This window comes from Candidatus Dependentiae bacterium, assembly GCA_016191325.1.
Lineage (GTDB): Bacteria > Babelota > Babeliae > Babelales > JACPOV01 > JACPOV01.
On sequence record JACPOV010000008.1, the window covers coordinates 647,712 to 672,885 of the forward strand.

General features: G+C 39.1%; 30 protein-coding genes and 1 tRNA gene. 10 read left to right on the forward strand and 21 right to left on the reverse strand.

Annotation, left to right across the window (positions count from 1 at the left end; genetic code table 11):
• Positions 1-16: 16 nt before the first annotated feature.
• From rpsI to HYX58_03620, 8 genes are all read right to left on the reverse strand, one after another.
• Positions 17-418, reverse strand: coding sequence for a 30S ribosomal protein S9 (gene rpsI, locus HYX58_03585; GenBank protein MBI2775060.1), 402 nt, complete (start codon positions 416-418; stop codon positions 17-19).
• Positions 419-736: 318 nt separating this feature from the next.
• Positions 737-811 (reverse strand) — tRNA-Thr (locus HYX58_03590).
• Positions 812-869: 58 nt separating this feature from the next.
• A complete protein-coding gene (locus HYX58_03595; protein MBI2775061.1) occupies positions 870-1,241 on the reverse strand; it encodes a TraR/DksA C4-type zinc finger protein in 372 nt (123 codons plus the stop codon).
• Between the two features lie 2 nt (positions 1,242-1,243).
• The gene (locus HYX58_03600; GenBank protein ID MBI2775062.1) at positions 1,244-1,708 is read right to left on the reverse strand and encodes a nucleoside deaminase; all 465 of its coding nucleotides are present in this window, start codon (positions 1,706-1,708) and stop codon (positions 1,244-1,246) included.
• On the reverse strand, positions 1,705-2,574 hold the full coding sequence (locus tag HYX58_03605; protein MBI2775063.1) for a hypothetical protein: 870 nt from the start codon (positions 2,572-2,574) through the stop codon (positions 1,705-1,707). Before HYX58_03605 ends, HYX58_03600 begins: the two co-directional genes overlap by 4 nt.
• Positions 2,571-3,407 (reverse strand): methyltransferase domain-containing protein, encoded by an 837-nt coding sequence (locus HYX58_03610; GenBank protein ID MBI2775064.1) that lies wholly within the window; start codon positions 3,405-3,407, stop codon positions 2,571-2,573. Before HYX58_03610 ends, HYX58_03605 begins: the two co-directional genes overlap by 4 nt.
• Positions 3,408-3,420: 13 nt before the next feature.
• The gene (locus HYX58_03615) at positions 3,421-4,017 is read right to left on the reverse strand and encodes a hypothetical protein (GenBank protein MBI2775065.1); all 597 of its coding nucleotides are present in this window, start codon (positions 4,015-4,017) and stop codon (positions 3,421-3,423) included.
• On the reverse strand, positions 3,995-4,492 hold the full coding sequence (locus HYX58_03620; protein ID MBI2775066.1) for a hypothetical protein: 498 nt from the start codon (positions 4,490-4,492) through the stop codon (positions 3,995-3,997). The genes HYX58_03615 and HYX58_03620 overlap by 23 nt, the downstream gene beginning before the upstream one ends.
• 143 nt (positions 4,493-4,635) lie before the next feature.
• Here HYX58_03620 and gyrB point away from each other — a divergent pair, with 143 nt between their 5' ends.
• Together gyrB and tilS are read left to right on the forward strand one after the other, a co-directional pair.
• Positions 4,636-7,062: a DNA topoisomerase (ATP-hydrolyzing) subunit B gene (gene gyrB, locus HYX58_03625; GenBank protein MBI2775067.1), complete on the forward strand. Its 2,427-nt coding sequence runs from the start codon at positions 4,636-4,638 to the stop codon at positions 7,060-7,062.
• A gap of 11 nt (positions 7,063-7,073) precedes the next feature.
• The gene (gene tilS, locus HYX58_03630; GenBank protein ID MBI2775068.1) at positions 7,074-8,048 is read left to right on the forward strand and encodes a tRNA lysidine(34) synthetase TilS; all 975 of its coding nucleotides are present in this window, start codon (positions 7,074-7,076) and stop codon (positions 8,046-8,048) included.
• 87 nt (positions 8,049-8,135) lie between these two features.
• Here the strand turns inward: tilS and HYX58_03635 are convergent, their stop codons facing one another.
• The 5 genes from HYX58_03635 to HYX58_03655 all read right to left on the reverse strand — a co-directional run bounded on the left by HYX58_03635 (position 8,136) and on the right by HYX58_03655 (position 11,647).
• Positions 8,136-8,798 (reverse strand): alanyl-tRNA editing protein, encoded by a 663-nt coding sequence (locus tag HYX58_03635; GenBank protein ID MBI2775069.1) that lies wholly within the window; start codon positions 8,796-8,798, stop codon positions 8,136-8,138.
• 71 nt (positions 8,799-8,869) lie between these two features.
• Entirely contained in the window at positions 8,870-9,523 is a 654-nt protein-coding gene (locus HYX58_03640; protein MBI2775070.1) for a GNAT family N-acetyltransferase, read from the reverse strand.
• A 333-nt stretch (positions 9,524-9,856) separates the two neighbouring features.
• Positions 9,857-10,468 (reverse strand): DNA-3-methyladenine glycosylase, encoded by a 612-nt coding sequence (locus HYX58_03645; protein MBI2775071.1) that lies wholly within the window; start codon positions 10,466-10,468, stop codon positions 9,857-9,859.
• Positions 10,469-10,471: 3 nt separating this feature from the next.
• Positions 10,472-11,074, reverse strand: coding sequence for a hypothetical protein (locus HYX58_03650; GenBank protein ID MBI2775072.1), 603 nt, complete (start codon positions 11,072-11,074; stop codon positions 10,472-10,474).
• A 12-nt stretch (positions 11,075-11,086) separates the two neighbouring features.
• Complete coding sequence (locus tag HYX58_03655) at positions 11,087-11,647, reverse strand: hypothetical protein (protein ID MBI2775073.1); 561 nt, start codon at positions 11,645-11,647, stop codon at positions 11,087-11,089.
• Positions 11,648-11,853: 206 nt separating this feature from the next.
• On the opposite strand from HYX58_03655, the gene HYX58_03660 reads away from it, so the two are divergent.
• The 4 genes from HYX58_03660 (at position 11,854) to HYX58_03675 (ending at position 15,814) form a co-directional block, all read left to right on the forward strand.
• Positions 11,854-12,828, forward strand: coding sequence for a TonB C-terminal domain-containing protein (locus HYX58_03660; GenBank protein ID MBI2775074.1), 975 nt, complete (start codon positions 11,854-11,856; stop codon positions 12,826-12,828).
• 62 nt (positions 12,829-12,890) lie between these two features.
• Positions 12,891-13,409, forward strand: coding sequence for a hypothetical protein (locus HYX58_03665; protein ID MBI2775075.1), 519 nt, complete (start codon positions 12,891-12,893; stop codon positions 13,407-13,409).
• Between the two features lie 164 nt (positions 13,410-13,573).
• Positions 13,574-14,881, forward strand: coding sequence for an NAD(P)-binding protein (locus HYX58_03670; GenBank protein MBI2775076.1), 1,308 nt, complete (start codon positions 13,574-13,576; stop codon positions 14,879-14,881).
• A 24-nt stretch (positions 14,882-14,905) separates the two neighbouring features.
• Positions 14,906-15,814: an SDR family NAD(P)-dependent oxidoreductase gene (locus tag HYX58_03675; GenBank protein ID MBI2775077.1), complete on the forward strand. Its 909-nt coding sequence runs from the start codon at positions 14,906-14,908 to the stop codon at positions 15,812-15,814.
• Here HYX58_03675 and HYX58_03680 read toward each other — a convergent pair.
• A complete protein-coding gene (locus HYX58_03680) occupies positions 15,811-16,218 on the reverse strand; it encodes a DUF2177 family protein (GenBank protein MBI2775078.1) in 408 nt (135 codons plus the stop codon). The two genes, HYX58_03675 and HYX58_03680, sit on opposite strands and share 4 nt — an antisense overlap.
• 96 nt (positions 16,219-16,314) lie before the next feature.
• Here HYX58_03680 and dnaJ point away from each other — a divergent pair, with 96 nt between their 5' ends.
• Positions 16,315-17,466, forward strand: coding sequence for a molecular chaperone DnaJ (dnaJ, locus tag HYX58_03685; protein MBI2775079.1), 1,152 nt, complete (start codon positions 16,315-16,317; stop codon positions 17,464-17,466).
• A 60-nt stretch (positions 17,467-17,526) separates the two neighbouring features.
• Here the strand turns inward: dnaJ and HYX58_03690 are convergent, their stop codons facing one another.
• The 4 genes from HYX58_03690 to HYX58_03705 form a co-directional block, all read right to left on the reverse strand.
• On the reverse strand, positions 17,527-18,300 hold the full coding sequence (locus HYX58_03690; GenBank protein ID MBI2775080.1) for a hypothetical protein: 774 nt from the start codon (positions 18,298-18,300) through the stop codon (positions 17,527-17,529).
• 67 nt (positions 18,301-18,367) lie between these two features.
• Positions 18,368-19,162 carry a hypothetical protein gene (locus HYX58_03695; GenBank protein ID MBI2775081.1) on the reverse strand — a complete coding sequence of 265 codons (795 nt, stop codon included), beginning with the start codon at positions 19,160-19,162 and terminating at the stop codon, positions 18,368-18,370.
• Positions 19,163-19,229: 67 nt separating this feature from the next.
• Positions 19,230-20,327, reverse strand: coding sequence for a DNA double-strand break repair nuclease NurA (locus HYX58_03700; GenBank protein MBI2775082.1), 1,098 nt, complete (start codon positions 20,325-20,327; stop codon positions 19,230-19,232).
• Positions 20,299-20,730 carry an iron-sulfur cluster assembly scaffold protein gene (locus HYX58_03705; GenBank protein ID MBI2775083.1) on the reverse strand — a complete coding sequence of 144 codons (432 nt, stop codon included), beginning with the start codon at positions 20,728-20,730 and terminating at the stop codon, positions 20,299-20,301. The genes HYX58_03700 and HYX58_03705 overlap by 29 nt, the downstream gene beginning before the upstream one ends.
• A gap of 211 nt (positions 20,731-20,941) precedes the next feature.
• Between HYX58_03705 and HYX58_03710 the strand changes: the two genes are divergently transcribed.
• The 3 genes from HYX58_03710 to HYX58_03720 all read left to right on the forward strand — a co-directional run bounded on the left by HYX58_03710 (position 20,942) and on the right by HYX58_03720 (position 23,676).
• Positions 20,942-21,862: a hypothetical protein gene (locus tag HYX58_03710; GenBank protein ID MBI2775084.1), complete on the forward strand. Its 921-nt coding sequence runs from the start codon at positions 20,942-20,944 to the stop codon at positions 21,860-21,862.
• Positions 21,863-21,945: 83 nt separating this feature from the next.
• Entirely contained in the window at positions 21,946-22,785 is an 840-nt protein-coding gene (locus tag HYX58_03715; GenBank protein ID MBI2775085.1) for an HAD hydrolase-like protein, read from the forward strand.
• Positions 22,786-22,884: 99 nt separating this feature from the next.
• Entirely contained in the window at positions 22,885-23,676 is a 792-nt protein-coding gene (locus HYX58_03720; GenBank protein ID MBI2775086.1) for a hypothetical protein, read from the forward strand.
• 53 nt (positions 23,677-23,729) lie between these two features.
• On the opposite strand, the gene HYX58_03725 is transcribed toward HYX58_03720, so the two are convergent.
• The 3 genes from HYX58_03725 to HYX58_03735 form a co-directional block, all read right to left on the reverse strand.
• Positions 23,730-24,083: a hypothetical protein gene (locus HYX58_03725; GenBank protein MBI2775087.1), complete on the reverse strand. Its 354-nt coding sequence runs from the start codon at positions 24,081-24,083 to the stop codon at positions 23,730-23,732.
• Between the two features lie 4 nt (positions 24,084-24,087).
• A complete protein-coding gene (locus tag HYX58_03730; GenBank protein MBI2775088.1) occupies positions 24,088-24,387 on the reverse strand; it encodes a hypothetical protein in 300 nt (99 codons plus the stop codon).
• A 68-nt stretch (positions 24,388-24,455) separates the two neighbouring features.
• A complete protein-coding gene (locus HYX58_03735) occupies positions 24,456-25,142 on the reverse strand; it encodes a TVP38/TMEM64 family protein (GenBank protein MBI2775089.1) in 687 nt (228 codons plus the stop codon).
• Positions 25,143-25,174 lie beyond the last annotated feature (32 nt).

The following is a 25,174-nucleotide window of genomic DNA, read 5'->3' on the forward strand; positions in this document are numbered from 1 at the left end:
AAAATGTGTGTGAAAATTAACGCTTAACGAATTGGAAGCCACGACGAGCTGCTTTACGACCGTATTTTTTACGCTCTTTAAGACGAGCATCGACCGTTAGCATTCCGTGTTCACGCATAGTCATTTTAAGATTTTCATCAGCTGAAACCAATGCACGCGCAATACCCAATTGTACTGCTCCGGCTTGACCATTGCGACCACCGCCTTCTACATATGCTTCAACGTCATAATGAGCTGTTGCTGGCTGGGTAAGCAAAATCGGCTTAACTGCCATAAGGCGCGTAACTTCTGTATCGAAGTACGAATTATATGTTTTCCCGTTAACAACAATCTTACCGTTTCCTCTACGTAACCATACACGCGCTACCGCTGATTTGCGGCGGCCAACGCCATGAGAAACAGGAGTTCCAGCAGGCATTTTTGTCTTGGGTGCAGCAGTCGTTTTTTTGCGTTCCATACCTAGTTATAACCTTTACAGCTTAAAAATAGTTTATCTCTATAGTAATAGAGAATAACCGACTTTGAAAAATTGTCAAAAACTTACCCACTCAGCGAATAAATTACTTTATGAATGCTAATAGGCGACTCTTGCCGTGCCAGGCAAATCTTTTGGATTATTTCAACTTTATGGCCCAGCCTTCGCTACCAACCGACGATTAAAGTTCATCTAATCCGTAAAAAAGCTGGCCGTGCCAGGCGTAGTTTGCCGAGCCGGAAGGCCCGGATAAACGTAGACTGGAGCCGATGATCGGATTTGAACCGACGACCTACTGATTACGAATCAGTTGCTCTACCCCTGAGCTACATCGGCATTTTGCAAAGGTAGTATACCTTGCAGTCGATATTTTGCAACGAATTTGCCGCGAAAACTATTCAGGCTTGCGGTCTTCAAGCACCTCTTGGCAAATAATGCATCGGCTCGCATTTGGATACGATTTCAATCGCTTTTCGGCAATTGGTTGGCCGCACTCTATGCAAATGCCGTAGGTTCCCTCATCGATCATACGCAGCGCCTGCATGATCATGTTATATTCATTAATTTCATTATCCTGCAAAGAGATTTTTAGCGTTTCAAGTGATATAGATTGTGCTTGATCGCCAATATCTTGAACCTCAAAACCACTCTTTACTTGATAAAGATCGGAAAGTTGTTCCTCTAGCTCTTTTTTTCGCTCAAGCAACCCCTTTTTTATTGATTCCAAGCTTTTTGCACCTATCGTCCCTTTTTTTGCTTCAGCCACGATCACTTCCTTTTTTGTTTAAAGAAGAGCTTCAAGAGTTCAGCCGCCTGATCCTGAAGGACGCCTTCTTTTATGGTTATAATGCCCTTTTTGTATAGCTGAGATTCCATGTAATTGTCAAGGTGATACCCAAAAAGAGGTGAACGGGCCGCAAACACCAGAGTGGATATGCGGCTTAGCTGAATTAATCCCATGCACATAATGCATGGTTCAAGAGTTACGAACAAGGTGCAGTTTTCTAAGCGCCAATCGCCCATTTTCTTGCACGCTTTTTTAATTGCCAGAATTTCTGCATGGAATTCCTGGCAACCACGCTTTTCAACTTGATTATAGCCGCGGCCAATAATTTCACCGGCACTGTTTACAACTACTGCACCAATGGGCACTTCATCAGCAGCAAATGCTTTTTTTCCTTGCACAAGCGCTTGCTGCATAAAAAAATCATCTGAATAAAAATGAGAACTCATTCGGGAATTGCTTTAAATGTAACGCCAGGAAGTAAATATGATCCTTTACCGTCAGATTCCTGTTTACTTTCTGCATTTAGATCTTCTAATTGCTCTGGCGATATTTTTTGGCTGAGTCGATTTTTGAATTTATTTACAGCCACACTATCGCTAATACCCAGCTCTTTCATGGCTTCTTCTAATTTTTTATCAAAGTCGGGCGACGCATAAGTTTGCTTTTTATTGCTTGAGTGCGCTAACTCTTCGCGTATTATCTGACGCAAATTTTCTTTTTTAGCTTCTTTTGCAATTTTCAAATCTAAATCTGCTTTTTCTTTTATCATCACGCTTGTAATTTTAATGGACTCTGCTTGATCTTGCTTGAAAGAGTCATATCGCGGAGCAATAAATTTATTCGCATAATAACCTATCATACCACCCCCAAGCGATCCTAAAATCACAAAGCCAAATAGTTCCTCACTCACATTAAATTTTTGAACAGCATTAACAAACAATCCACCAAAAATAGTAGCCCCGCAAATTACCCCAACACTTCTATGACTTTGATAATTTTTAAACTTTTCTGATTTATAATAGTCTATTTGTTCCTGAGCTTTACAAAGATAGCTAGCAAACAGCTCAGCATCTTTCTTTATAAATATTTTCGCCTCCTCAAATTTTACTTGATGATGAACCCCTAACGGCGTCACCTTCTCACCTATTGCGATATTATAAGCTTTTTTTAAATTTTTTTTAAAAGCATCATAATCTGATCTAAGAATTGATTTTTCGGCATTATCAGCCGCTATTTCTTTATCTCTAATCGTGAGACCATCTGCAGAAACAATAAAAGATATAGTTAACAAAACAGGAAAATATTTAATCATGAGAACTCACATTTAGTTGCTGTAATAATTGTTTCTGGAAAAACTACACGTATCAAATCATTTTCGCATGATGAAGCATATAATAAATAGCGTTCAACTATTTCATTATTCATTGCCATTTGTTCATGAGCATCAAGCTCAGATCCATAGGGAAACGATTCGACCCACGCTTTGAGCTCTGCTTTATTTTTAAAGGTAAACTCTTGAAAGTAATCTGCAAACTCAATTGATTCAAAATGCTCTTGCGTAAGCCAATTTTGTAACTCTTGCATGGTATAAAAATACCAAGGAATTTCAAGGCGATGTTCAGTTAAAACCTCACTGAGTGCTTTAACTAATGGATATTCATTTTTGAGCTCCATCAAAATAAGTAGCTTCCCACCACTTTTTAAGCTTCTTGCAATTTTTGACACAGCTTTTTCTAAATCTTTTACCCAATGCAGACATGAAAATGAAACAGCACAATTAAATTGATTTTCAAAAGGCAAATCGCACGCATCGCATTGTAAAAATTCCAGATTTTCTTTATCGCGATACTTTTCACACGCAAATGCTATCATTTCAGGTGCTCGATCAATGCCGATCACGCTTCCCTTAGAAACTTTCTCGGCGATTACCCGAGTAATTTTTCCATTGCCGCACCCAATATCCAAAACGTTATCATCATCATTGAATGAAAATTGAGCAACCAACGGCAAAGCAGCATTAAATTGCATTTGCGAATTTTCATCGTACAATTTGCCAGACCAGTTTTCAGAAAACACCTCGTTTGCCAAAGATGCGGCACATGAAAAAAACAGCAAAGCATTCAAGATTTTTGTCATTCGAGCCATCACAGTTCCTTTTTTATTGATTCTTCTTACAAACATCAAGTTTTTGCCGCCATTCATTCCTCAGCGTATTCATATACTTAACTACTCGCGCCCGTTCATCGTCCGAAATCTTTGAATCGTCCATTTTTTTGTTTATTTCGGCACTATAGGAATCAAGTTTTCTAAGTTTCTCGAGAAACAGTTCGGAATGCTCGCAGATGGTATTTTTACCATACAAATATTCATAAATCATTCCGCTCGATGCGCTCAAAGCAGAACCCGCTAAGCAACGCTCGCCAAATTGAATAGTCTCTGGATTTTTAAAAGCTATTATTATTCCTATATCATTTCCTGGCCGCATATAGGCCAAACTGCCTACCACAAATAGAAGAGCTGCAGCGGCGTAAGATCGGGCGCTAAAAGTATTTATTTCACTTTTGGCACTTTCCAGCTTTTCCCATTCCAATTTTTGTTTATCGATTTCACTTTTTACTTGTTTGCTAAGTAACAGAAACTCTTTTGAGAATGATGGAATTATTGAAATGTGCCAGGTCTGCATAACCAAGAGCGCTATTATGAATCTGCTGTTTAGAAAAAACGCCCTAACTTTATTTTTTTTTGCAGTTTTCAAGCTGTTTTCTCCAATCCGCTTTCACTTTATTCATATTGTTTCGAATTAGTTCTTTGTCTTCGCCTGACGCGTTTATATAGCTAAGAGTAACTTCATTTTCTTCGCAGAATTTCTCTAAATTTCCTAATTCTTTCTGAAAATATGCAACATTCTCTTGTATGCATCGTTTATCATCTTTATTAACTTGATATTCTTGGATACCCACAGCACCGATTGCAGCAGCAGTAGCACATCCCATATAAATTAAATCATGGTAATAAGTTCCCGCAAGTATGCCAAATAACCCTCCCAGAAATACCATATCTGTCGATTGGGTTGAACCTCTTTTTGAGCAAATAAAATCTTTGCGCTGCTTTTCTCGGCGCTCAAGTTCCTGCTCCATTCTGATAATTTGAGGAGCTTTTTGTGCAGTAAGTAGTTGATTGCCAAAGAAACAAAAAACTGCGATCAGGCTCATTTTTTTATTAAAAAACATAGATTACCTTTTAAAGATTTAACCGTGTTGTCCAAGTTGTCAAAAAAACTCTTTTTTTGTATACTATAATGCAGTATAGTGCAAAGAAATAATCGCGTAAATTAGCCAAAAAAATTTCCCTGGTTGCCGTTCAAGGAGTATGCATGTCCAAAGATAATCCTCAAAACTCGAGTTCTACCTATAGTGCCAAATCGATTCAAGTCATTGAAGGCCTCGAGGCGGTCCGTAAACGCCCCGCGATGTATATTGGATCAACTGGCGTAAATGGCCTGCACCACTTGGTCTACGAAATTGTTGATAACTCGGTGGATGAAGCGCTGGCTGGGCACGCAGATACGGTTACCGTTAACCTCCATGCGGATGGTTCCTGCTCGGTAGAAGATAATGGGCGCGGCATACCAACCGATATTCATCCAACAGAAAAAATTTCCGCGGCGGAAGTTGTACTCACCAAATTGCATGCTGGTGGTAAATTCGATAAAGAAAGCTATAAATATTCTGGCGGTCTTCATGGGGTCGGCGTCTCAGTAGTAAACGCTCTTTCTAAAAGACTCGAACTTGAAATTTACCGCGATGGGCGTATCTATTCGCAAACCTATGAAAAAGGCAAACCGCTTGCGCCGCTCAAAATTACGGGCGAATCAAAGAAACGTGGGACCTATATTCGTTTTTGGCCAGATAATGAAATATTCACTGAAACGACAGCTTTTAGCTTTGATACGCTTGCCGCTCGCCTACGAGAGCTCGCATTCTTAAACAAAAAGTTGACCATTTCAATTGTTGATGAAACTAACAATAAAAAACATGAATTTTACTTTGAAGGCGGTATTGTTTCGTTCATCGAATATATCAACTCAAAGAAATCGCCACTATTCCCTCAGGTGATTCATTTTAGCCAAGAAAATGAACAATACGTCGTCGAAATCGCAATGCAATACAACGACGGTTTTGGCGAACAGCTTTTTTCATTTGTAAATAACATCAATACGGTTGAAGGCGGTACCCACGTTTCAGGATTTAAAACCGCACTTACTAAAGTGTGCAATAAACGCGGCCCTGAAATGAACGTCATTAAAGAAGGCGAAAGCTTTTCAAGTGAAGATGTTCGAGAAGGGTTAGTTTGCGTTATCAATATTAAGGTTCCCGAGCCTCAGTTTGAAGGGCAAACGAAAACTAAACTTGGCAATAGCGAAATTAAAGGGATTGTTGACTCTTGGTCGTTTGCAGCGCTCGACACCTATATGGAAGAGCATCCAAATATTGCAAAAGTTATTTTGCAAAAAGCTGAGCTTGCAAAGCGTGCGCGCGATGCTGCTAAAAAAGCCCGCGATTTAACGCGTAGAAAAACAGCACTTGAAGGTGCGGTACTTCCTGGAAAACTTGCCGATTGCTCAAATGAAAATCCTGCTGATACTGAACTATTTATCGTAGAAGGTGACTCTGCAGGCGGATCTGCCAAAGGAGCGCGCGATCGCTTTAATCAAGCGATTTTGCCGCTCAGAGGTAAAATTCTCAACGTTGAAAAAGCGCGCCTTGATAAAATGCTTTCAAACGAAGAAATTAGAGCGCTTATTTCTGCCGTTGGCTGCGGAATTGGCGAGCAAGAATTTGATGTGAATAAAGCGCGCTATCACAAAATTATTTTAATGACCGACGCGGACGTGGACGGCGCACATATTCGTACCCTCTTGCTTACCTTCTTTTTTAGATACATGAAGCCGCTTATTGAAAAGGGATACCTCTATATTGCTCAGCCACCGCTTTATAAAGCAAAGATTGGCAAGAAAGAGCAATATCTCAAGGATGAAAAATCTTTCAAAGAATTTTTGCTTGAATGGGCTCAAGAACAAACAACTCTTACCATCAACGGTAAAGAGTTAAATCTCAAAGAATGGTCTGATCTGCTCACCGCGGTACGCGGTTACGAGCAGCGCGTTATCGAAATCGCTCATATTTTCAAAATTTCTTATGAAAATGCTCACCAATTAGTAGTAAGTGCGCATCTTTATCCATGGAATAAACAAATGAGCGTAGAAACGCTCATTGAGAATATGCGTAAACACTTTAAGAAATACCAAGTTTCTGCCAAATCTATGCACGCAACCAAACCAGAAGTGGGCGAAATTACACCAGAAACAACGCATGTTGTTTTCAAATTGCTCACCCGCGAATGGTCGGTTGATGTTCAGTTCTTTTCATCGCCAGAATTGCCAATGCTGCTTGAACTTATCCAACCGTTGCTCGCTCTTGAGCAACATGAATGGACCTTGCAAGTTACTGGCAAAGATAAAAAGGCTACTGATAAAGGCATTTTCCGTCTCATCAGCGCAATTAGCGCACTGAGCAAATCGTATATGACCGTTCAGCGCTATAAAGGTCTTGGTGAAATGAACCCGGATCAACTTGGCGAAACTTCAATGGATCATGCTACCCGTACCCTTCTTCAAGTAAAAATTGAAGATGCGCTTGAAGCCGATTCTTGGTTCTCAACGTTAATGGGCGATGATGTAAGCGGACGCCGTGATTATATCGAACAGAATGGTCAGTTTGTTAAAAACTTGGATGTGTAAAAGCGGATCGGATGGATCAAATTTTAATCGAGATCGATAATCACATTCAAAAAAATCAGCTTATTAGAACCGGCGATACTATTGTCGCCGGTCTTTCTGGCGGGCCAGATTCTGTTTTTCTACTGCATTTACTTGAACGTTATCGAAAAAGTCACGATATAAAAATTATTGCGGCTCATTTGAATCACGAATGGCGAGAAGACGCTCAAAACGATGTTGATCTATCCAAAGATTTGTGCACAAGATTTGGCATTCCGTTTATAGCAAAAAAAGCTTCAGACCTCGAAGTTTCCATAAAAAATAACGGCTCAAAAGAAGAAATTGCCCGAAAGCTACGCCGCTTTTTCTTTGAGCAATTAGCTGCTGAACATGGAGCAAGCTCCATTGCGCTTGGCCATCATGCAAACGATCAGCAAGAAACATTTTTTATGCGACTGATCCGAGGCGCAACGCTTTCAGGCCTCGCTTGCATGAAACCAAAAGATGGCCTTTATATTCGCCCGCTTTTGCAAACGCATAAATCAGCTATTATTTCATACCTTGAGATGAATAACATTCCTTATGCACATGATAGCACAAACGAATCGGATGCGTTTTTAAGAAACAGAATTCGCACATCGGTAATCCCTGCTATTTGTTTGGCTGATTCTCGGTTTGAAAAGCAATTTACGCGAACACTTAATCATTTGCAGGAAACGGAAAGTTTTCTTGATGATATGACTGAAGTTGTTTTTGAGAACCTTACCAAAAAAGGTGATGAATCGTGGCACGTCGATCTCGAGCAGTTCAAGCACCTTCACCCTTTTATGAAAAAACGGTTACTCGTACACTGGCTAATAGTCGAACAAGCATCAATGGTACTTACTGAACAATTTTTAGAGGAAATTATACGATTCCTGGAGTCATCCGATAAAAAAAGCCACGCACTTCATCATGCATGGCTTATAAATCGTACCGAAAATTGGTTTTTCTTAAGTAAGTCTTAATCCACAGCCTTTTTTGAAACAAATCGATTATTTGTTAAAATAAACCGCCAGCGTTTACTCATCCCCTTTGAAATGCCAATGCGTAGCTTATTTGTTAGGATTAATAGGAATAGAGTCATCGACAAGTCTAATCTCAATTCTTTCTATAGATTTACCTGGATGTTCTCTTTTTAAAGTAATAAATCCAACCTCGCCTGTAGAGTTAACGTGAGTTCCCCCACAAGGAACCTGAGCAAAGCCCTCTATTTTCCAATATCGTCTTTGATTTTCGACATCCGAAAAGCCTTTTTCTATTGGCAAGTCTTTCTTAATGATGTCATCATATTCAGCCAATATTTCAGGCAAAAAGGGCTTAATATTTTCATCTGATTTAAAATCTATTCTAGATTTCGTTTCAGAAATATGCGCACCAATTTTTTCGTAGCCGAATTTACGAGTGACAAGTTCAAGAATTAGTTCAGCGGCAAAATGTAATCTCATCAGCCTGCTTCTTCTTGGCCAATCAATAGTCATGCGTACGGTGTCTCCCGCTGACAAGCCATGATTTTCAGGTAACGTGTAATAAATAACATATCCTTCCCGTTTAGAATCAAGAATCGGAATGTTATTGATTGTGGCCCTATCACTTTCTTGACCACCAGCAAAGGAATAAGCAATTGTTGCATCTAACAAAACTTGATTACCACTAACTTTAGAAACTTTTGTATCTAATTCACATTGATACGGGTTATCCCAAAAGACTTTTTTCATATCATCCAATCACATCTGTAATTCATACCCAAAATACACAAAAAAAAACCGCTTGGTCGAGTGCCTAACTTTTATTTTTGCCAACCATATAAAATTGATTTCGCAAATCCTACTATCGGATGACGTTTTAATCTTAATGCATATTTTTGCTCTAAGAGTTTAGTTCTTCGGACAATCATAAAACCAAACTTTTGATAAAATTGTTCCAATTCATGAAAACCTGGCGCAGTTGTCCAAAGGGTAACACGATTAACCGATTTATTTTTACAATCAGTTAACGCATAATCCATTAAGCGTTTCCCGTAACCTTTATTTCGATAACCCATTTCGATCACTAAATGATGAATTTCAGCATTCGGCCCCATAGAATAATAAGGAATGAGTGAACCATACCACGGGTCATAAATTCTGTAGGTAATAAAACCGACCGGTACACCACTCTCAACGTAAAGCTTGGCTTCAATTTTTTTATTATTAAAAACTGGCATAATATCATAATGCAATAAATCTTGATAATTTTGTCCGTTATGTTGGCCAGGCACAACTGAGCTAAGTTTTGGCACCTCTCGAAGCGCAATATCCATAACTTTTTGTTTATATTTATCTTGATAAGAACGAATACCATTTTGGGAGGGGTTATGAGCACGGTATTTCGTCGACAGTTTTGTCATCATCGAAAGAGAACTATTACAAAGAAAAAGTACTAAAAATACTATTTTTTTCATTGTTTAACCTAAGTGAAAAAGAATACAAAAATTTATCCTTCTTTGCACGCCATTTGATTCAAATGAGGCAAATGCAGGGATTATTACGAAATGTAGTTAGAAAATGTGATTTTGGGGAATAATAATGGTTGGGCTAGTAGCCCACAATAATAATAGCTACCGCTAAGAAATTGGTAGATGAAAATGAAATGACCGAGAAAGAAAATGTTTTAAAACGTGCCATTTTACTTACCGTAGCACTATTGCAAACCGCTAAGCGCTATTTTGGTTTTAAATTACTTACTATGTATTACAAGCGTATAAGAATTTTTCAAATACGCAAGGCGTTTTGGATTATTTAGGTTTGTTTTTGCGGTATCGAGAAACCCATGGATTATCCGCAATAATAAAGCGCCAGCGTTTACTCACTCCTTTTGAGATACCAATGCGCCTCGTTGCTTTAACTTCACCGTATGCAAGTGGTTCTCCTCGAGCGATAACCAACTCACCTTCGCCCGAAAGATCTAATCCATCAAGCTCTCGAGCTATTGCCAGCGCTTTTGTTAATTTTCCCGGCCCATTAGTTAAATTAATTTCGTTATCAATATGCGGCCGCTTTTTTTTCATATATTCGATTCCCGAAATTGGTTCGATGGCGCGAATTAAAACCCCGCCGGCTGGCAGCCTTTCATCCCGGGCAACGACGTTTAAACAAAAATTATTATGAACAAAATAAACGTACGCATGGCCCACGGGACCAAAAAGCGATCGATTCCGTTTTCGTTCGCCTATAAACGCGTGGCTTGCAGGATCATTACTTGGATAGGCTTCAGTTTCTACAATTCGCCCGACAATTAATTTGCCGGCTATTTTACGCACTAAATATGCGCCAACCAGCTCCCGGGCTACAATAATTGTATTACGTTTATAGAATGATCGAGGTAGTGGTTTATAGATAGCAACCATCATTTATGAAAGCGCTTTCGGTTTTTCAATAGAATTGAGCAGTTCGCATGCCTTAATTTTTCCATCAAATACTTTTACCGCCTCTTCCATTGAAGAAACAAGATTTCGCTCTTCGTCAATCAACGGAATCCCATTTACCGCCAAATCCAACTTTGCTTGTATAAGATTTTTTTTAAATCTATTAAGCAGTTTTTTGCATGCTCGCTGATCGGCACAAACAGCTTTCTGATCGTTTTCAGTAGAAGCAAAAGATGGAACTTTGGCCGCCGCCCAAACAGCCCCTTCCGCTAGAAAAAAAGTCGCGACATCTTCGAGCGTTAAATCTTCGTGCCAAAGTTGCAGTCCGATTTTAACCAAAAGAGCAACGGGAATTAGTTGTGCCCAATGCTTTGCTGTGCTCATCGATTCTTTTCTTTGATTGATTTCGCACTCCCATTCGTCCCTTATGCGATCGTAATCTGTGCGCATTTGAAGAACAATTTTTTCATGCTGTAATTTTAATCGTTCTTCTGCTGTAATTGTAAGCCGGCCCGCTCCATCAAAGTTGTAAGCAAAAAGTGGGTTCACCGTAAGAGCAAAAGCCAAAAACTGAGGAATGCGTACCATAGATGTATTAAATTATGCTTTAATGTTTAATGCATAGTTCTGCGCTTTCTCTATTTCATCAATAAGATCTTGCGCCTCTGGAAGATTGTTTTTCTTAAATTCTATTTCAACTTCCATTCTAAGAACGCCGAGAAATTCTCTATATGCCTCTTTGTTTTCTGCAAAGTTCTTTTTCATCGTTTCTAATCCCTTAGAGAACAAATAGAAAAATCCTGATGCTGCGGCCATCGTGAGCGCGACCGCGCCAATTCTCTCTGTTGTATTAAGTTGTTGCTGTGTTCCTAGAAGAATTGACCACAACCCAAAGAGGGGCACGCTCGCTATGCTGGCTATTTTGGTTGATGAAATTTGTCTCAAATGTTTTTTTTCAGCTTTCAGGAACGCCTTTTGGGATTCGTGAAAAACAAGTTTAAGGATTAATAATTGCTTTTGCGCTTCAAGAGGATTCATCTCCTGCGAACCACACGCGTTGCAAGCGCGAGAAGCAAAATAAACTAATTTTTTTGGCAATAAATCGTTAAAGTGTGCGCTCATTCCAGCAATCATTACTAAATATAAAAGAACATTTTTCATCTCTATTAAACCTCTTATTAAGATATTGTTTGCCCACATCTAATTGCTGCGTATTGTAAAAAAGATGATCCGCTAAGTCAAAGTTAAACGAACTGTTTATGTTTTTTTAATTGCTTGGTGAACAATGACAATCAAACTTTATTTACCTATTTCCTATTTTTGTCGTATTTTAAAAGAAAGCTGTACGCGCAAAAAAAAGGAAGTTCATGACGGAACGTCGTCGCCCAGCATTAATTATTCTGCTCATAATTCTTTCACTTATTTTACACATCGGCTTTCTCATACTTTTTTTTCTTATAAAACCCCCAGAGCATACGCAGTTAATGCCATCAATTACCTTTGAAGAACCGCCAGCGCCTATCAACTATGCGCAACCAGAACCGGATCCAACGGGCGTAGCATCGTTAAAACCACGCGCTTCCAATTTTGGAGATCCCACTACGGAAAATCAAGAAACCCAGAATGCAAAAAACTCTTTCTCCAAAGAACAAATTGATGCAAAAGATTTAGAATCTGAGGAAGAGAAAGAAGAAAACTCTCCCGATGACGAACAAAAATCACTGGAACAAGCTGAAGAAAACAATGAAATCGTTAAAACTACCGACACAGAATCGATGACGCAGCTCATAATGAATGAAACTCAAAATTCTGAACCTTTAACCAGGCCTCTACAAAAAAAACGACATCGCGTAAAACAGCAGCAAGTACCCTCGCAAATCTATGGCGCAGATGTTCAAACACGTTCAATAACTTTTGCCGATATTGCACAAGGATTTATTCACAGTATCAAAAATGAAGGCGAAGATTGGCTCAAACGAGATGGCGATGATTCTAAGCGGCCAGATCCTATTGAAATGCGTTATATTAGTTACATTCAAAAAGTTGTCTGGTATTTGCAAAATTCGTTTCGACAATCTGAGCCTAAATCATGGCCAACTACGCAAGCAGCAGTGAGTTTTAAAATTACGCTCGATAGAGAAGGCGAGATTCACCATATCGAGATGATGAAAGCATCAGGCAACGATCTGCTCGATGCTTTTATTCGCAAAAGAATTGAAAAAGCTGGCCCCTTCCCACCACTTCCTGATCATTTTAAACGTCACCATTTTCAAATTCTGCTTTCATTCACTGTTGGCGACCAGCGGATGCCAATAATTCACGGCTCTATCGCCTGCATGTAGAAAACTGTTGTTGCATTTGTTCGCCCACTGATACGATTAAAAAGATTAGGGGGAGCATGTTGATGAACAAATTCGTTGTCGTTCTCATTGCATTAGGTGTTCCATTTTCTGCCTATTGCCAAGTACAAATGACTATCAACCAAAAATGGAAGCGGGTTGATACGGCGCATAGCACATCTCGTTATGAAAGTTTCTGGCTCTTAGCGTGCACGATTGAATTCAAAAAAAAGAAAACTGATCAATCGCTTTTCTTAGAAAAGCTTCTTATTTCGTGGAAAGGCGCACAGCTTGAACATTTGCATGGCACTCTTTATAAAAAACCGCTTGAAAAAGAATTTTTGCCATTTCAAGAACATTTATTATGTGAAAGTTCCTGGAATCGTCAAAAACAGCAAATCATCTTTCGCTTTCAGCATCCGTTGGCACTTGAAGCAGAAACAACGCTTTGTTTAGTGCTTTCCGTTCCCCAGAAATTGGAATCAACGATAAGAACTGGCTATTTTGAATTCGAACGAAACACTTTTCCTAAAACGCTCCAAGGATCATTGGCTCATAAAAAGCTCATTTTTGCTTACCGTTGAGAGATCCCATTTAAATCATAAACTCCTGGACTTTTACCGCTCTTCATTTTATTTTATCCCCAAAAAATAAGCTGCTCCATGAGCATAAAAAAGCTTCGGGAGAATTAAAAAACGTAAGCACTCCCAAAAGATTGGCGTGTTTTCATCAAAAAAGGAGCGGGTGAGTGGCAAAAGTTGTAATCATTGGCGCAGGACTTACCGGCCTTTCAACAGCCTACCATTTAGAGAAAAACGGATTTACCGATTATAAGTTATTTGAAAAAGATACATCGGTCGGCGGCTTATGCCGATCGGTCACGCAAGATAATTTTACTTTCGATTATACTGGCCATCTTTTGCACACAAGCGATCCCTACTTTCAAAAATTCATAGCGGATGTTGTCGGGCTTGAAAATATGAATGCAATCGATCGATGCTCATTTATTTATAGTCACGGCACCTACACAAAATACCCTTTTCAATCAAATCTTTATGGACTTCCCACAAACGTTATTACCGACTGCATTGAAGGCTTTGCACGAAGACCTATCAAGCAAAATAAAAAAGTGATTTCATTTCATGATTGGGTGCTTGCTAATTTTGGTTCTGGTATTGCCCGCCACTTTTTTTTTCCGTTTCAAAAAAAGATTTTATCGTACAATATCAGAAACGTAACGAACACTTGGATGGGAAGATTTGTCCCCAATACAACGCTCGCGCAGCTTATTGAGGGAAGTATTATCGATCGCCCCGCATCCGTTGGTTACAATGCACACTTTGTGTACCCAAAAACTGGCGGTATAGAATTTTGGATAAAAAAACTAGCAGCTCAATTAAAAAACCCAATTTATACTCAACATCAAGCATGCAGCGTAGATCTTAAAGAAAAAAAAGTTGTTTTTGCCAATGGGCAAACCGAATCTTTCGAGATTCTTATCAATACGATGCCATTAGATAAACTGTTGATTCAGCTGAAAAGCAATTCATCCGTGCGATCTCTTTCTAAAGCAGCAGATAAATTGCTCTGCAATTCTGTGATCAATTTTAATTTAGGAATTGGGAGAGAAAATCTTTCTGCTAAACATTGGATCTATTTTCCAGAAACCCAATTTCCCTTTTATAGAATTGGCTTTCCGCACAATTTTGCACAAAGCACCGTCCCTGCTGGCTGCAGTTCTCTCTATGGTGAACTTTCCTATTTAAGAAAACCGAAAATGCCACTTGCGAGAATGCTTGATCATGCACTTACCAGCACAAAAAAACTCCTTTCATTCGATGAGAACGAAATAGTTACAAAAAAAATTATCCATATAGATCATGCGTACGTTATTTATGATTTTTGGCGCGAAGCAAACTTGCCTAAAATTCTTGGGCGGCTTGAAGATTTTGATATTCATTCGATAGGAAGATATGGTGCTTGGAAATATTCGAGCATGCAAGAAGCAGTACTTGATGGGAAGAAAACTGCCGATCGTTTAACCCTATCGCTCTAAACGTTTTTTAGAAAGAGTCCTGAGATGGAAAACAGTACCTATTCGTACATGAACGTTTTAGTCACTGGCGGTGCAGGATTTATTGGATCGCATCTTGTTGAAAAACTCGTAACTCTTGGCGCTCAGGTTACTGTCTTGGATGATCTTTCAACCGGCTCGCTTGAGAATCTGCAGAACGTTTCCTCACAAATCAAATTTATTCATGGAACTATCAATAACTTACAAACCTGCATCGCTGCTAGCAAACAGACCGATATTATTTTTCATCTTGCAGCATTTATTTCCGTTCCTGAGTCAATGAGCAACCCAATAAATTGCTTTGAAACAAACGTTAATGGGACACTTCATCTACTGAAAGCTGCTCATTTAAATAAAAGTAAGCGAGTCGTTTTTTCTTCTTCATCGGCGGTTTACGGATCGGTTGAAGGTACCTGTAGTGAGCATACCAATTGCAAACCAGAATCGCCCTACGGCCACTCGAAACTCATGGGAGAACTCTTATGCCGCGATGCAGTAAAAAGCTCGGAATTGAGTGCCATTTCGTTGCGCTATTTTAATGTTTACGGTGAACGCCAGAACCCCCACGGCCAGTACGCGGCCGTAGTTGCCCAATTTAAAGAACGGATGAAACTCAATCAGCCAATTACAATTTACGGCGATGGAAGCCAAACCCGCGACTTCGTTCCGGTATGCACGGTTGTGCAGGCAAATCTCACTTCAGGTCTCTTGCCACTAGCCACTTCTTCATTTGAAGTTTTTAACGTGGGAACTGGCCAAAGCATTACTCTTTTGCAATTGGTTGAACAGCTCAAAAACGAGTTTCCAGAATTCTCAGCCGGGATTAGGTTTAGCCCAGCGCGCAAGGGAGATATCAAACAATCAAACGCCGATTGCACAAAATTTGTCCGTGTGCAAAAAATGATAACTCTTTAGCGATTACTCAGATAGTAAGCAAACGCCGATACAAAGCTATTGATTGCAATACCCCAACAAATATCGTAAACAACCAACTGAGTCGGCCAAAATGACAAGGTTGCATAATTGGTCAGATCGTAAACTCCATACAGAACCAACCCATACAATGCTCCGTGTAAAGCGGCAGATGAGACTGAGCGAGAAAGTGGCAGCACAAAATAAAAAATACCAAAAACAATCAATGCCCAAACAGCTAAACTTGCCGGCCAATGGGGAGCAAGAGCGCCATTAATCATGCGAGCTTTATCACCGAGTGCATAGGTATAGAGATTGCGCATTATTCCCCCTATCCACACGAGATCGATCAGGACAAAGATCACGTAAACCATAAAGTAAAGAAGAGCTTCGCGAACGTTAACCATGGCTTCCTTTCGAAATTTCTCAGCTATTTGATTCTAATTTTTTTTGTTATACTAATAGCAAAAATACTCTCACATCTTATTATAAAAGCACTAATCATGGCGAATAAACAAGATTACTATGAGGTACTTGGCGTAGCCAAATCTGCCTCAGAACAAGACATTAAAGCAGCATATAGAAAATTAGCCCTTAAATTTCACCCAGATCGCAATCCTGGAAACAAGGAAGCGGAAGAAAAATTTAAAGAGGCAACAGAGGCGTACGAAGTTCTTTCCGATCAAGAAAAAAGAAAAATGTATGATCAATTTGGCCATGCTGGCCCTCAAGGAATGGGCGGCTTTCAAGGTTACGGCCAAGACGTAAACATGGAAGATATCTTCGGCCAGTTTGGCGATATTTTTGGTTCAATTTTCGGCCAAGAAGGAAAAGCCAAACAGCAGCGAGCTAAACGAAAAAATACGGGCCCACTTCCAAAGCAAGGCCATGATCTGTATAAAGAAATCACCATCAGCTTGCAAGAAGCGTACACCGGCGTAAAAAAAGAGATTGGGTACTATCATTTCGTACCGTGTCCTGGATGCGATGGAAAAGGTCTTAAAAAAGATACTTCTTATCAATTGTGTACCGCATGCCAAGGCGCGGGCGAGCAACATTTCCGCCAAGGGTTTTTCACCTTCGCGCAAACCTGTGGCACCTGCTCCGGTGAAGGGTTTACCATTCCCTCTCCATGTACGATTTGCAATGGGCAATCGCGTGTGCAAAAATTTGAAAAAATTATGCCCACCGTTCCTAAAGGAATTTTTGATGGCGCTGAACTACGCGTAGCAAAAGCGGGAGATGCTGGTGTATTTGGAGGCCAAGCAGGCGCACTCTTTATCAAAGTAAACGTGACGCCCGATAAACGCTTCAAGCGAGTTGATGACAATCTGGAAAGCATCGTAATGCTTACCTATCCACAATTAGTTTTTGGCGCACAACTTGAGATCGAAAACATCGATGGTACAAAAGAATCGATTAAAATACCAAAAGGCTGCCCAGTTGGCCATCGCATTGTAATGAGCGGAAAAGGATTTACTAACCTTTCCACTAAGCGCAATGGCGATTTAGTGATTATTGCGCAATGCCATATTCCAACTAAGCTTTCTGCAGAAAGCAGTGAGCTGCTCAAAAAATACTCTGAGCTTATTGGCACCACAACAACCGATGGTGAAAGTAGCATCAAAGGGTTTTTCAAAAAATTCTTAGGATAATAAAAAAGGCCCCGAGATTTCGGGGCCTTTTTTATATTGAGTATTTTTTTAATTTTACAATTAATCTAACGAGTTTTCAGACAGGGTTTGTGATGATTTAATCGCAGGTAATGAATTTTTGTGCGATAACTTCTGGCGACGTTCTAATTTAGATACACTGCTTAAAGTTTCATTTTGCGTTTTGTCTAACATCTTGTGATTTTTTGTTATGTCGCGCGTTAATTTTTGCCCAGTACGAATTCTATGTTTAATTTGTCGTCCCGATTTATTTTGCACATTCAATACAGTCTCCAAGTGCCCAATTTGACCATCGATTTTTTTTAGTTCTTCGCATGCCTGCTGATGACTTATCGTGCCTTTTTGTATTTCATTAGTTAATTTATTAATAGCACTCGTAAACTTTTCATTACGGTTTTGTCTTTCATCGGCCATTTTCTTGAATGCAATATTGAATGTTTTTATTCGATTTTCTTCAGTTGCTCCAATATTATCTATACGGACTGAAGCATTTTCAATTTTTTGGTTATTGGTATCAAATTGTGTCTTAATTTTTGCAGTTTGCTCTCCAACTGATGCTTCCACTTGGACCAAATTCGCTCTAAGTTCCTCTTGAACCTTCCTTTGCTCATTAGCGATGTAACGCGGATAAGCAAGCTTAGTTCCAACGCATAAAACACCCATACAAATTAAGCCTGTTTTCCAGTTAATCAATGAGCTTATTAATCCAGGTTTTGATTCATCAACAACTTTTTGCGCAGTCTCTTTAGCAATTTGATGAAATTTTTCAGCTAATTCGGGAGAAAGCTCAGTTTCCACTCCTTCAATACGAATCATCGATGATATATAGAGAGAAAATAAAAAAAACCGTGAAGCTTTGATCATATTTGTAACCTTCAAATACTTATGAATGTTTTCCAACTAAAAAAGAAATTGCTGAATTATTTAGCATTGCTTCATTGCTTAAATTATTTTTTGCAAAATTTTGCATTAACTCAATATTAAACGAAGGCCGTTCTTTTTGATTAAGTCGAGTTAATTTTTTTACTTTTTGATTGATCAGTTTCGCTTTTTTTAAAGCCTTCATTGATTGGATTTTTTGGATCTTTAGCTTTAAATTTAACTGTCTTGTTGCTTTATCGATAGTAGCCAATTGATCAGCATGAGTCATTTGTTCAGCGCGCAATGCTTTCATCTTTTCATCTTCCTTAAATAGATCGCGTCTGAGCTGTTCAAAAACTTTATGTTGTTCGCTTATTTGCTTTCCTGCTTCATCAATTTTATGTATACATCCACTATCAAATTTTTCTTGTTGAACAATGAATGATTTGTAACCGTTATTAACATTATCCCAATTTTCCTTTAATCCTGCAGATATCGCATCCATTTTTGGTGGTAACTTATCAACTTTCTCTTCTTGCTGCTTTCCAATTACAAATAAACCAGTAAGTCGGCCTAATATGGTGTCTTTAACACCACTAACTATCTGTACATTTTCGCTCCGCACATTTGAAAACATACAATTAATGCGCGCTTTAGTCATAACTGGAAAAAACTCACTTAACTGCTTCCATCCTGCAGCGCTAAAAGACATTCCCAATTTAAACCACGATGAAAGTCCACCAAATTCAGTTGAATGACTAGGAGAAAAAAATAATAACTGAGGAATCAAAATATAATATATATAACTTTTTTTCATGAAGCACTTTCTATTAGTGCGCATTACTATCACACAGATCGCCGAGTTTGTCAAAGAAACAAAAAAATTATACGTTCATTCTGCGCTTTTTTGCACTTTTTTGTGAAATAGAAAAAGATCTGCCGTGATTCATTCCGCACCGAGTAAGAATATGATAAAAAAAATCGCGATCTGGCCCTTTAACAACCGCTTGTTCATGCGCTTCTGCCAAACTTACTGGATACCCAAAACCTTTTTTGATTTGATCCAGAACTATTTGCGCAATTGATTGCACCGCTTGCTGATCGTTTGCTATCCATGAAGGCAATTCAATTCGCCCAATTTCATCTTCACCATTTAAATAAAAAAAATGTGGGCGCAATAAAGGCTCATACCAATCGATCACCGGCGAGCGATGCTCAAAAACAATTGAGCGGCTCATTGGTGGCAAAAAAAACGAGGCGATATGCGAATCTACAATATGATCTACCTTATTAAACGCTTCGCATGAATCGGTATTATAATCGCACAATGCAAGCCGAACGAGATTCACGAGCTCTTTGCTTTTTGGCAAACTAATGTACCATGCAGCCCAAATTCCTTGCCCATAAAGCTTCATGAGCAATTTATTATACGCGTCAATAAAAAAAGTTTTCATCGCTTCATCATACGATTGCAAATGCCAAAAAATAAGCGAACCATCAAATAAAATTAATGTACGCCCACCGCGATCGATAGAAATACCAAACGATGCTAAATCGGTTGCAGCTTGCAGTTCAAATTCTTGCCTTCGAGCATTCACAAGATCTTCGGTAAATGAAAGCTCATGAGAATTATCGGTCAATACCGATGGTTGAGTGGCGACATGCGCTCTGGATGATTGTCCATATTCAAGCTCAACCACACCAATATTAATAAGTGCGCATGATGCATTTTGATGACGATCAGGATAAATTTGCGAACCGTCGATACCAATAACGCGATACGGCTCCGTTTGAACATCTATAGGATATGCTTTATCGATTTGTTCCTGCCAGCCGGGCACAAGCAGATGAGTGGTTGCATTTTTAATTTTTGTACGCAAATCGGGATCTTTTACGAGTGCATGCCAAATAATTCGCACCAGATCAAGTTCATCATCGATCGGCGCAAAAAGTTTATTTGATTGTTCCTGAAGAGCCTTCATTACCTTCGCATGATCCAGCACCCTCTGCTCCTTTTTCTTTATTCAATCTTAGCAATCCCTTTTGCAAAGCTTCAAGAGGTAGTAACGCGCATTTTAATCGCGTCGGCCCAAGCTCCATACCTATCATCGTGCACATTGCCGAGGTATTGAGGTTCATTATTTCCTCAATTTTTTTGTCCTGAGCAAATTCACTCAACATTGAAGCAGCCGCTTGGCTAATAACGCAACCATGCCCCATAAACATTAATTTCACTAGTTGATTTTTAATGATCAAACCCTGAAATGAAACGCTATCTCCGCATGAAGGATTATGCATGTCCGATGAAAAATCGGCAGGCTCAAGCTGACCGCGATTGCGCGGCTGGCGATAATGCTCAAGTAAAATCTCTTTATAGATATTCATGCAGAGTTCCGTTTGGATAAAAGCTTTTTCACTAGAAAGTATACAAAATTTGTGAAATTTGCTCAAAAAACGCACTTTTTTTGATAAAAACACATCTGATTTAATTCAGCCTGAATGGAAACCGAGCCAATAGAGCGCTTGATTTGCGTAACATTAATTTCATGGTAGGATAAAATATGCATAGTTGCTATTTAATCCAGGTAAGGGCTTTATGAAATTAAATCATTTATTATTATTTCTCACATTATGCTTTAATTCTTTTCTGCTTCAGGCAGAAAAACCAGTCATTATTGTGCCTCTTGATATGTTTCTTTTAGAGCCGGATGTGAATGCTGCACTTTCCGAAACTGGATTTTCGGCAACGGGTGCATGGGCGGGTTTTAAAGGAATATTTAAAGGCGATCCCATAGCAGAAGCAAGCAAAGAAATGAAACATTTACTTTTTGATGCTCTTACTACGATTGAAAAAATTGGCATTACAAATGGCCGCTCGGCAACTGCACATTGTAGTAAGGCCATTTGGAATGGTATGGAAGCCCCTGATGCTATTTACAAATTATTATTTGGCCTCGTATCTACAGCCGAACTTTTATCTACAGTCGAGAACGATATCCGTCGCGCAAATAACCAACTTAAAACATTGGAAAGAAGCCATAAAATTAAAAAAAATGAAATTCAAAAAATTCGAGATGAATCATCTGTCTTGAAACTAGTAAGAATTGCAATCGACCCTGCAACATGTACACGCAGTCTTCAACTTTGCCCAGAGGGTGAAGCATTTGTGCGAGAACTAGCGCAAAACTATCGGATAGTTATTGCAGATAATTACAACCAAGAAGTTGCATCTGCTCTTAAAACTAAATTTGCACTACTGCGCACCTCAGACATGGTAGTATCTGGAGATCTCAAAGAAATAAAAAGTAAAAAATTTTACGATGAAGTACTAACGCGTTATAAAATCGATCCTGCAAATTGCTACGTCATTGAAAAAGATCCTCTTTATGCAGAATATGCAGCGCAAGCAGGGATTCCCCGAAACAAAATGATTTTATGTGGGCATCTTGAACATGCCAAAAGAAATGTGCATGATGCACGCAAAGAGCTTAGAGAAAAACACAATATCAGAATATAAAAAATTTCTGTTCAACATTCTTGCGCAGACAGGTCCAGTAAAGTATAGTAACTCCAGTATCATGCTTAGAAAAAGGATCTTCTATGAAGCTTAGCATGCGCGGGTTTAAACTTGTAATCGGCCTTATTGCCGTTATCGATCTGTCTGCAGCTCATATTATTTTCGATTTTGATGGGGTGTTGGCTGAAAGTAATCGCCGCGCCGTGCTTTGGGAAGTTCTTCGCGCTGCGGGGCCAACGCATCTTCTGGGTGCTTATAACCCTTTTTCGGTAGAAAGCACTTTTCTTAAATTTCTCTCCTCAATCGAAAAGCGTCACCAAGACACGCCTCTTGCTTTCTACAACAACAAGCCATTGCCTCAAATTATGTGCGATTGGATGTGCGGTACGAAATCTACGCAAGAAATTAGGCACATTATTGAAAAAGCTCTGATTGAAAGTTCCAAATATTCAAGCCATAAAACGCTTTTTAAAGCGCTCAGTACCGTACTTTTCACCCCTATGCTTTTCGTGCGCGGTATTGCACCAATAAAAGACGGTATTAAGTTGTTTAAGAAATGCGCAAGCATGCTTGATGAAGAAGGAAAAAGAGTCCACAAGCTCTATATTCTTTCCAACTGGGATCCTGAATCTTTCAGATTATTAGCGCAGCTTGAGCCGTTTGAAGAAATCATTTCGCTCTGCACGGGCATTATTATTTCTGGCGACGTCCATTTAATGAAGCCCGACATACGTATTTTTGAATGTTTATTTAATAAGTACGAAATTAATCCCCATAAAGAATTGACCATTTTTATCGATGATCAGCGGATTAATATTGCAGCAGCCCGCGAAATGAATAAACGGCAACTTCACGCATTTCTTTGCGAAAACGCTAAATTCAAATCGATTAAGAAAGAGATGAAAAAGCTGGGCGTAATCTGAAATTCATTCTCGAACAGTTGGAAACAAAAATCGTTTACTTTCATTTACCCATCTCCTTAGAATACAGAGGGAAAATCCTAAATGGATGGGAATATCGAGATGAAAAAAGTACTTCTTGTAATCAGCATTATTGTCTTAGTTGCCGACGGCTCAACAATTGTGTTAACTCCAAAAGATGCAAAGAAAATTGGCCAAAAAATTTGGCACAATGAATGCAAAGGGACCATCACGGGCCTTACTTCTTGGAACGATGGTGAAGATTTTGCTTCATTAGGCATTGGCCATTTTATTTGGCATCCAAAAGGAAAAAGCAGCCACTTCATTCAAAGCTTTCCGTCACTTCTTTTTTTTCTCAAAGAGCATGGTATTAAAATACCCGATTGGCTTAATCATGCTCGATTAACCGGTTGCCCTTGGAACTCCAGAGAACAGTTTCTCAAAGAGTTTAATAGTCCCCGCATGAAGGAGTTGCGCAAGCTTCTTGCATCTACTATTGATTTACAAACAACGTTCATCATTAATCGTCTTAAGAAAAATTTCCCTAAAATGTTGCGATCTTTGCCATTAAAAGAGCAAGAGCATGTAAGAAAACAATTTAATCGCCTCACTTCTAGCCTGAATGGAACCTATGCTCTTATCGATTACATCAATTTCAAAGGTGAAGGAATTGAGCCGCGAGAAGCATATCAAAATCATCGCTGGGGATTATTGCAAGTCTTAGAAAACATGGAAGGATCGAGCACCGGTTCATCCGCAGTAAACGATTTTGCTGCAGCTGCAAAAAAAGTTTTGGAAGAACGCGTCGTACTTGCACCAAAAGATCGGAACGAAGCTCGTTGGCTTCCTGGCTGGTTTAATAGAATTAATACATATACAAAAGCATTTAATTAAAAAAACAGGCTGATTGTTAACCAACCAGCCTGTTTACTATTTTTCACTTCAACTTAGCGAACAGTAAGATAGCCTTCATAAATTAAACAACCAACTAAACCAAGTCCGCATACACTAGTTCCTATGACGGTACCTGCGACGATTTTCGCATTTTGCCATGATAAAATCGATTCAACCGCACCCTCATTCATAGATTTTTGCAAAATTTTGAGCTGGTTTTTTCTGCCCTCTTCTGTATGGCAATGCTGTAGGTGTAAAACATTATGTATTACAGCAGCTTGCTCGGTAGTAGCCAAAGCAGACGCTTTCTCAATATGCTCAACTGCATGATTTTTTGCCACTACCTTCTGTGCCAGCGAAATTGTTATTACGGCAATTAATATAATTATTTTATTATTTATTTTCATAAAACTATCGCAACTTACCAGCTACAAAGCCTGCAACGAACACAACGCCTGCTATTATAAAATCTTTTTTTGAAATCCAAGTATTATTGGCTGCATTTATTTCGCGTTGTGCCTTTTTTATTCTTTCACGACGACCATCGATATCATTGTGGTGCTTAGATATATCCAGAATTGATTCGGTGACTCTGTCAAGTTGAGGAGCTACTTCATTCACATGCTCTTTTATTTTTTCATAACCTTTATGGCTCGCATGTGCAGCCCCACCAATTGCTAGCGCAAAAATAAACAAAATATTTTTTTTCATAAATTCTCCGAAGTAAAAAAATTATATCGGCGCCATTTTATCATGGTATTGCGACAAATTCAAAAAAACTATTTACCTAAGAGCTTTTTTATTTTTGCAACAATTACGGGAAGTAATGAAAGAATCCCCAATGCTGAAAAAAGCAAAATGAATTGCCATGAAAGAATATCGCGCGCAGACTCGATTGTTGCAAGTTGTTGGCCAGTATATGCATAAAGAACGGTGCTCGGAAACATACCAAGGCCAATTGCACTTAAAAATTTCCAAAGCGCAATATCGGATAATCCTGCAAGAATAATAATCACGCTGAAAGGCGTGATAGGAAAAAGAACAAGCGAAAGCAAATAGCTCATTCCGTGACTTTTAAACTCGCCCTGAAATTTATCAAATTGAGCACTGTGGCGCGCAAGCATAAAATCTCTAAAAACATACCGAAATAAAAGAAGCGCGATCGTAGATCCTAATAATCCTCCGATCAGCGTATAAATAATTCCGCCAAGCGTTCCAAATAAAGAACCGCTCGCGATCGTTGCTAACGGTGTAAATGGAACGAGAGACATTACAATTGCTGCAAAAATACCGATATAGAGAAGAACTGCAAAGAAATAATTTGTTTGCACCACCTGCATCAAAGAATCTTTATGCGTTTTAAGCGATTCGATAGTGAACCATGAACGAACGCCGCTGAATTGAACGAAAAGAACTAAAGCGACAATAGCTAAAATAAAGAAAATCTGCTTGCCAGATACCTTCATACTTCATCCTTTTTCCGTTAAATATAGATAGA

Coding starts and splice junctions, on each gene's coding strand:
- rpsI (MBI2775060.1), bottom strand. CDS start 418: ATGCCTGCTGGAACTCCTGTTTCTCATGGCGTTGGCCGCCGCAAATCA.
- HYX58_03600 (MBI2775062.1), bottom strand. CDS start 1,708: ATGAGTTCTCATTTTTATTCAGATGATTTTTTTATGCAGCAAGCGCTT.
- HYX58_03605 (MBI2775063.1), bottom strand. CDS start 2,574: ATGATTAAATATTTTCCTGTTTTGTTAACTATATCTTTTATTGTTTCT.
- HYX58_03610 (MBI2775064.1), bottom strand. CDS start 3,407: ATGGCTCGAATGACAAAAATCTTGAATGCTTTGCTGTTTTTTTCATGT.
- HYX58_03620 (MBI2775066.1), bottom strand. CDS start 4,492: ATGTTTTTTAATAAAAAAATGAGCCTGATCGCAGTTTTTTGTTTCTTT.
- gyrB (MBI2775067.1), top strand. CDS start 4,636: ATGTCCAAAGATAATCCTCAAAACTCGAGTTCTACCTATAGTGCCAAA.
- tilS (MBI2775068.1), top strand. CDS start 7,074: ATGGATCAAATTTTAATCGAGATCGATAATCACATTCAAAAAAATCAG.
- HYX58_03635 (MBI2775069.1), bottom strand. CDS start 8,798: ATGAAAAAAGTCTTTTGGGATAACCCGTATCAATGTGAATTAGATACA.
- HYX58_03640 (MBI2775070.1), bottom strand. CDS start 9,523: ATGAAAAAAATAGTATTTTTAGTACTTTTTCTTTGTAATAGTTCTCTT.
- HYX58_03645 (MBI2775071.1), bottom strand. CDS start 10,468: ATGGTTGCTATCTATAAACCACTACCTCGATCATTCTATAAACGTAAT.
- HYX58_03650 (MBI2775072.1), bottom strand. CDS start 11,074: ATGGTACGCATTCCTCAGTTTTTGGCTTTTGCTCTTACGGTGAACCCA.
- HYX58_03655 (MBI2775073.1), bottom strand. CDS start 11,647: ATGAAAAATGTTCTTTTATATTTAGTAATGATTGCTGGAATGAGCGCA.
- HYX58_03660 (MBI2775074.1), top strand. CDS start 11,854: ATGACGGAACGTCGTCGCCCAGCATTAATTATTCTGCTCATAATTCTT.
- HYX58_03665 (MBI2775075.1), top strand. CDS start 12,891: ATGAACAAATTCGTTGTCGTTCTCATTGCATTAGGTGTTCCATTTTCT.
- HYX58_03675 (MBI2775077.1), top strand. CDS start 14,906: ATGGAAAACAGTACCTATTCGTACATGAACGTTTTAGTCACTGGCGGT.
- HYX58_03680 (MBI2775078.1), bottom strand. CDS start 16,218: ATGGTTAACGTTCGCGAAGCTCTTCTTTACTTTATGGTTTACGTGATC.
- dnaJ (MBI2775079.1), top strand. CDS start 16,315: ATGGCGAATAAACAAGATTACTATGAGGTACTTGGCGTAGCCAAATCT.
- HYX58_03690 (MBI2775080.1), bottom strand. CDS start 18,300: ATGATTCGTATTGAAGGAGTGGAAACTGAGCTTTCTCCCGAATTAGCT.
- HYX58_03695 (MBI2775081.1), bottom strand. CDS start 19,162: ATGAAAAAAAGTTATATATATTATATTTTGATTCCTCAGTTATTATTT.
- HYX58_03700 (MBI2775082.1), bottom strand. CDS start 20,327: ATGAAGGCTCTTCAGGAACAATCAAATAAACTTTTTGCGCCGATCGAT.
- HYX58_03705 (MBI2775083.1), bottom strand. CDS start 20,730: ATGAATATCTATAAAGAGATTTTACTTGAGCATTATCGCCAGCCGCGC.
- HYX58_03710 (MBI2775084.1), top strand. CDS start 20,942: ATGAAATTAAATCATTTATTATTATTTCTCACATTATGCTTTAATTCT.
- HYX58_03715 (MBI2775085.1), top strand. CDS start 21,946: ATGAAGCTTAGCATGCGCGGGTTTAAACTTGTAATCGGCCTTATTGCC.
- HYX58_03720 (MBI2775086.1), top strand. CDS start 22,885: ATGAAAAAAGTACTTCTTGTAATCAGCATTATTGTCTTAGTTGCCGAC.
- HYX58_03725 (MBI2775087.1), bottom strand. CDS start 24,083: ATGAAAATAAATAATAAAATAATTATATTAATTGCCGTAATAACAATT.
- HYX58_03730 (MBI2775088.1), bottom strand. CDS start 24,387: ATGAAAAAAAATATTTTGTTTATTTTTGCGCTAGCAATTGGTGGGGCT.
- HYX58_03735 (MBI2775089.1), bottom strand. CDS start 25,142: ATGAAGGTATCTGGCAAGCAGATTTTCTTTATTTTAGCTATTGTCGCT.